Origin of the sequence: Pseudomonas sp., from assembly GCF_041601375.1 — a bacterium.
Taxonomy (GTDB): Bacteria; Pseudomonadota; Gammaproteobacteria; order Pseudomonadales; family Pseudomonadaceae; genus Aquipseudomonas.
On record NZ_JBFIIG010000030.1, the window covers coordinates 26,518 to 32,799 of the forward strand.

Below are 6,282 nucleotides of genomic sequence, written 5' to 3' on the forward strand. Positions count from 1 at the left end.
TAGCCTGCTCAGGCGTCGCGTCAAAAAGTCATGCGGGCTCGGGGCGGTGCGGATGCGTGAGATCACATTCCACTGCCCCGGCCCTCGCATGCATGCAGTCGCGCTGCTAGTCTTCAGGGTCTTGGAAAGCCAAACACCGCCCGTGAGCCCATGCCCTTTCGACTGACCCTGTTCTGCGTCCTGCTGCTGGTTGCCAGCCAGGCCGCAGCCCTGACCATCTACAAGTACACCGATGCCAACGGTGTGGTGACCTATACCGACAAGGCGACGGCGGGTGCCCAGGTGTTCGTTTTTCGCGACCGCATGGTCGAGCGCCTGGACAACCAGGTGAAGCTGGAAACCCAGAAACATGCGGCCGGCGACACCCTGCTGGTGCGCAACGACCTGTATGCCCCGGTGCAGATCGAGCTGAAGCTGGAACAGGTCGACAACGCCATCGGCGCCCCGACCAAACCCATCACCTGGGTGTTGCCGCCGCGCAGCAAGATCCGCCTCGCCACCCTGACTGCGCGCGACGCCAGCAAGCCGCTGCGCTACACGCCGAAACTGCGTTACGCCATGGGCGACCCGCGCCTGCTGCCGACGCAGAAGAGCTACCCGCTACCTTGGCGCGGCGGGCCCTTCCGCCTGACCCAGGGCGCCAATGGCAAATACAGCCACTTCACCGCCAAAGGGCGTTATGCCATGGACATCGCCATGCCCGAGGGCACGCCGATAGTCGCGGCGCGCGGCGGCGTGGTGGTCAAGACCGAGAACCAGCAGAGCGGGCGCGGCAACAACCCTTCCGGCAACTATGTGCGCATCCTCCACGACGACGGCACCATGGGCGTCTACCTGCACCTGATGCAGGGCTCGGTCAGCGTGCGTGAAGGCCAGCGGATCGACCGCGGCAGCTTTATCGCCCGCTCAGGCAACACCGGCAACAGTACCGGCCCGCACCTGCACTTCGTGGTGCAGCGCAATGTCGGTCTGGCCTTGGAGTCCATACCCTTCGACTTCGCCCAGCCAGTCAACAGCCTGCCGAATTTCGCCGTGGGTGGCGAGTAAGCAGGGCGTGGTGATGCACGGTTTCGTAGGGTGGCGGGCCGCGTAGGCTTGAGCGCAGCGATACCCATCAAGCGATAGGCCTTCTAGTCGCGGCTGGGTGAGTCAGGGCTTCGCGGCTGAAGCGGAGTGCCGCCCAGCCCCTCCCGCAGGTACCTCGGGCAGCGCAGTTGCCCGCCAGCTCACCCCAGCTTGAGTACCTTGGCCAGGACGATCTTCGGCCCCTTCATCTTCTTGATGATGATGCGCAGGCCGTCGACCTCCAGCACTTCCTCTTCTTCGGGCATGCGCTTGAGGGTTTCGTAGACCAGCCCGGCCAGGGTTTCCGCCTCGACATGATCGAGGTTGACCCCCAGCAGACGCTCGACCTTGAACAGCGAGGTGTCGCCGCGGACCAGCAGCTTGCCCGGCTGGTAGGCGAGGATGCCGCGCTCGGTCTTGTGGTGTTCGTCCTGAATGTCGCCGACCAGGGCTTCCAGCACGTCTTCCATGGTCAGGTAGCCGATCACCTTGCCGTCGGCCTCCTCGACCAGGGCGAAGTGCGAACCGCCCTGGCGGAACTGCTCGAGCAGGTTGGACAGGGGCATATGCCGGCCAACCCGTTCGATCGGGTGCATCAGCTCGGCCAGTTTCAGTGCCGAAGGCAGCATTTCCAGCAAGGAGAGGTGCAGCAGCAGGTCCTTGATGTGCAGCACGCCGACGAACTCGCCGCTGGCCTCGTCGAAGATCGGGTAGCGGCTGTACTTGTGCCGGCGAAATACGCTGAACACCTCGTCCAGCGGTGCGTTCAGCGCCAGGTAGACCAGGTCCTCGCGTGAGTTGGCCCAATCCACCACTTCCAGTTCGCCAAGCTCCACGGCCGAGGCCAGCACGCGCATGTCCTGGTCGCTGGGGTTGCTGGCACGGCTGGAATGCAGGATCAGCTTGAGTTCGTCGCGGCTGTAATGATGCTCATGGTGCGGCCCCGGCTCGCCCTGGCCGGCGATGCGCAGGATGGCGTTGGCGCTGGCGTTGAGCAGGAAGATCGCCGGGTACATGGCCCAGTAGAACAGGTACAGCGGCGCGGCCGTCCACAGTGAGAGGAATTCCGGTTGGCGGATCGCCCAGGACTTCGGTGCCAGTTCGCCGACCACGATGTGCAGGTAGGAAATGATCGAGAAGGCGGTGAAGAAGGCGATGCCGTGTACCAGCTTGGCTGACTCGATGCCGAGGGTGCCGAGCAGCGGGGTGAGCAGTTCGGCGAAGGCCGGTTCGCCGACCCAGCCCAGGCCCAGCGAGGCCAGGGTGATGCCCAGTTGGCAGGCCGACAGGTAGGCATCCATCTGGTTGTGCACGGTACGCAGGATATGCCCGCGCCAGCCGTTCTGGCTGGCCAGGGCCTCGACCTTGGTGGCGCGCAGCCTGACGATGGCGAACTCGGCGGCGACGAAAAAGCCGTTGAGCAGCACCAGCAGCAGGGCGAAGAGAACGAGGCCGAAATCGGCGAAAAAAGTGGCGGCGGAGAGACTCGTGGAGGGGTCCATAAAGGGTTCGGTAGGCCAATGACCGCTAAAGGGTGGGGCCAAGCAGGCGGCTTTGCAAGCTGCGGGCGGTTAGTTGTCGCGACGGGCCACCTGAGTGGCGGGAAAGTGGCAGGTGAAGGTGCTGCCCTGGCCCAGCCTGCTGTCGATCTCCAGGCGTGCGCGGTGGCGCAACAGCACATGCTTGACGATGGCCAGGCCCAGGCCGGTGCCACCGGTGTTGCTCGCGCGGCTGGAGTCGACCCGGTAGAAGCGTTCGGTCAGGCGCGGCAGGTGCCGGGCCTCGATGCCCGGGCCGTTGTCCTGCACCGCCAGGTGCGCGCCCTGCTCATCGCCCCACCAGCGGATGCGAATCTCGCTTTCCTTGGGGCTGTACTTGACCGCATTGAACACCAGGTTGGAGAAGGCGCTGCGCAGCTCCGCCTCGCTGCCCTTGAGACGCAGGTGCGGGTCGGCTTCCAGGCTGATGCGCTGCATGCGTTCGCCGGACAGCGCCTGGGCATCGCCCCTGATGCTCAAGAGCAGCAGGTCGACCGCCACCGGCTGGTTGTCCGAGGGGTAGTCGGTGGCTTCCAGCTTGGCCAGCAACAGCAGGTCATTGAGCAGGTTCTGCATGCGTCCGCCTTGCTGCTGCATCTGCTGCAGCGCGCGCAGCCAGCGCGGATTGACGTCTTCGACGTTGTCCAGCAGGGTTTCCAGGTAACCGGCGATCACCGTCAGCGGCGTGCGCAGTTCGTGAGACACGTTGGCGACGAAGTCCTTGCGCATCTGCTCCAGTTGAAACAGGCGAGTGACGTCGCGCACCAGCATCAGGTGCTCGCGGTTGCCGTAGCGGGTGATATGAAACTGCAGGCGCCGACGGTCGTTGATCGGCGAAGGCAGCTCCAGCGGTTCGAGGTAGCTGCCGCGCTCGAAGTAGTCGATGAAGCGCGGATCGCGCAGCAGGTTGGTGATCGACTGGCCGCTGTCCTGCGGGGTTTTCAGGCCGAGCAGGGTCTCCGCAGCGCGGTTCCACCATTCCAGATTGCCCTGGCTGTCGAGCATGACCACCGCATCGCTGAGCGCGGCAGTGGACTCCTGCACCCGATCGATCACCGCCTGCAGGCGGCCGCGGGCCCGCTGGTTGCGCCGTTGCAGGTGGTAGATGCTGTCGAATACCTCGCCCCACAGGCCATAGCCATCCGGTGGTGGCTCGTCCGGCCGATGCTCTTGCAGCCATTTGTGCAGGCGCAGCAACTGGCTCAGGGTCCAGCCGAGGTGGATGGCCAGGCCGGCCGCCAGCGCCCAGGCGTACTTGCCGGTAAGCAAGCCGAGCAGCAGGCAGGCGCCGATTAACAACAGCAGACGGCGCGTCACGGCGCCACGCCAGTTTTGCTTCACTTGGGAGTCATCCGCCAATCGATCCTTTGAGCCGCTGAGACAAGTCGGCAATCCTAACCCAGTATGGCGCTGCTAGCTTTTGCTGGAGAAACGATAACCGGTACCGCGCACGGTCTGCACCAGGTTCTCGTAGACCTCGCCGAGCGCCTTGCGCAGGCGGCGGATGTGCACATCGACGGTGCGTTCCTCGACGTAGACATTGCCGCCCCAGACCTGGTCGAGCAGCTGGCCGCGGGTATAGGCGCGTTCCTGATGGGTCATGAAGAACTGCAGCAGGCGGTATTCGGTGGGGCCCATCTCGGCCGGCTTGCCGTCGATGGTCACCCGGTGGCTGACCGGGTCGAGCAGCAGGCCGCCGATCTCGATCGGCCCTTCGCTGTCGCTGGGGCCGGCGCGGCGCAGCACGGCCTTCAGCCGGGCGACCAGTTCGCGCGGCGAGAACGGCTTGGTGATGTAGTCGTCGGCGCCGACCTCCAGGCCCTGGATCTTGTTGTCCTCTTCGCCCTTGGCGGTGAGCATGATGATCGGGATGTCCGCGGTCAGCTCGTCACGCTTGAGCCGGCGCGCCAGCTCGATGCCGCTGGTGCCGGGGAGCATCCAGTCGAGCAGGATCAGGTCGGGTTTGCGGTCGACGATGATGGCGTGGGCCTGCTGGCTGGTCTCCGCTTCCAGGCACTCGTAACCGGCCATCTCCAGGGCCACCGCGATCATCTCGCGGATCGGTGCTTCGTCATCGACGATCAGGATGTTCTTGCCAACCATGGATCCAGCCTCGAGTCGTTGAACTGTCATGCGTGGCATTAGATAACGGAATTATTGCAGCGATATGACAGCTGGGCTGCTGCGGGGTCTGCCGCAGCCGCCGTTTACCGAGTCACGTCGGCGAGTACCTTGCGGAAGCCGGCCAGGCCGGCTTCGATGTTCTCGATGATTTCCCCGGCCAAGTCGTCCGGCTCCGGTAGTCCGGTAGGTTGTCGCCGTCGCGCAGGGTGGTACAGAAGCTCCAGACCTTGGCGGCGATGGCGTGGGTGTTGCTGCTCATAACGAAGCGCCCTGCTGATTCAGATGCGCTTGTCCTGCGGGGGTGAGGCGGTATTTCTGCAGCCGGCTATTGGGTTTGTCCGGCAGGCTGTATTCGATCAATCCGCTTTCGAGCAGGCGGCGAACGCTGCGGTTCAGCGCCCCGGTCACGGTCTGCAGACCCAGTTGTATGGCCAGTTCGCTCTTGCCCAGCGGCCCGCCGATCAGGGCGGCCAGTACGCGCCGCTCTTGCGACTCTGCCCCTGACTCTGCCCTCGACTCTGCCCTTGACTCTGCCTCTGACTCCGGCTGAGCGGCGGTCAGTGCGCCGCCCGGCACAGGTGCCATGTTAGGCAGCATCACGGTCACGCGAAAGATCGACTCCTCGCTGAGAATCGGATCCTGGCCGCCGAAGGCGCGGGCGTACTTGAACAGGTTGCGCACCCCGGAACCCAGCTCCTCGGCCCACTGCATTTCGCGGAACACCCGGGCGATGGCTGGGTTTTTCGGTGATGGGGCGAAGTCGTCCGGGCGCAGCAGGCCGATGCCGTGAGGGTTATTGCTGTTTTCCGTGGTCACCCGGTCGCGCTGGATGATCAGCTTGGCCGGAAACGGATTGAGGTACTCGCGGTGGATCAGCAGATTGGCCACCACCTCGCGGAAAATCCGTTCGCGCAGGCTGATGCGCTGGTCGCCTTCCAGATAGAAGGGGTCGGCGATGTGCTTACCGACGAAGGCCATCAGCCGGTCGTAGCTTTCCAGCAGGTTGGTGCGGATATCGTCGCGGTCATCGTAACGGTCCAGATCCTGCACCCGCAGGATGGCGTCGGTACGGTGGTGCGGCACTACGCCCAGCACCACCTCGTCGCGGCCGAACAGCAGGGCGCCGGCCAGGGAGATGCCCTCCTGTCCGGTCTGGTAGTCGCGCTGGTACAGCCGTGCGCTCTTCAGCAGCTCCAGATCGTCCAGCTCGGCCCAGGGGTGGCCGCTGCGTTGCAGGCGCACGTTATGCCGCACCCGCTCGATCAGGTCGCTGCGCAGCTCATCCAGGCGGATAAAGGGAAAGATGCGGTTCTCGCTGTAGCTGACCTGCTTGCGCAGATACAGCTCGCTAAGCGACTGGCTGTGGCCGGTGATATCGAAGTCGCCATCTTCGTTGCGGCTGAATACCCGGTTGTTGCAGCTGTGCACCTGGGAGCTTTCCGGCACGTTCAGCACCAGCAGTGTTTGTCCGTCCAGCTCCAGCTGTTCGGGCACCAGCGGCATCGGCGGGTTGATCTTCTGCGGGTTGTGCAGGGTATTGGCCAGGTCCTTGCGG

General features: G+C 64.6%; 5 protein-coding genes. 1 reads left to right on the forward strand and 4 read right to left on the reverse strand.

Features of this window, described 5'->3' with window-relative positions:
• Nucleotides 1-150: 150 nt before the first annotated feature.
• Nucleotides 151-1,047, forward strand: coding sequence for a peptidoglycan DD-metalloendopeptidase family protein (locus tag ABZE94_RS06670; RefSeq protein ID WP_372874754.1), 897 nt, complete (start codon nt 151-153; stop codon nt 1,045-1,047).
• 179 nt (nt 1,048-1,226) lie between these two features.
• Here the strand turns inward: ABZE94_RS06670 and ABZE94_RS06675 are convergent, their stop codons facing one another.
• From ABZE94_RS06675 to ABZE94_RS06690, 4 genes are all read right to left on the reverse strand, one after another.
• Entirely contained in the window at nt 1,227-2,567 is a 1,341-nt protein-coding gene (locus ABZE94_RS06675; RefSeq protein ID WP_372874755.1) for a hemolysin family protein, read from the reverse strand.
• Between the two features lie 69 nt (nt 2,568-2,636).
• Entirely contained in the window at nt 2,637-3,962 is a 1,326-nt protein-coding gene (phoR, locus tag ABZE94_RS06680; RefSeq protein WP_372874756.1) for a phosphate regulon sensor histidine kinase PhoR, read from the reverse strand.
• Nucleotides 3,963-4,016: 54 nt separating this feature from the next.
• Complete coding sequence (gene phoB / locus ABZE94_RS06685; protein ID WP_372874757.1) at nt 4,017-4,706, reverse strand: phosphate regulon transcriptional regulator PhoB; 690 nt, start codon at nt 4,704-4,706, stop codon at nt 4,017-4,019.
• A gap of 276 nt (nt 4,707-4,982) precedes the next feature.
• On the reverse strand, nt 4,983-6,282 hold a 1,300-nt coding region (locus ABZE94_RS06690; protein WP_372874758.1), incomplete at its 5' end, for a Fic family protein.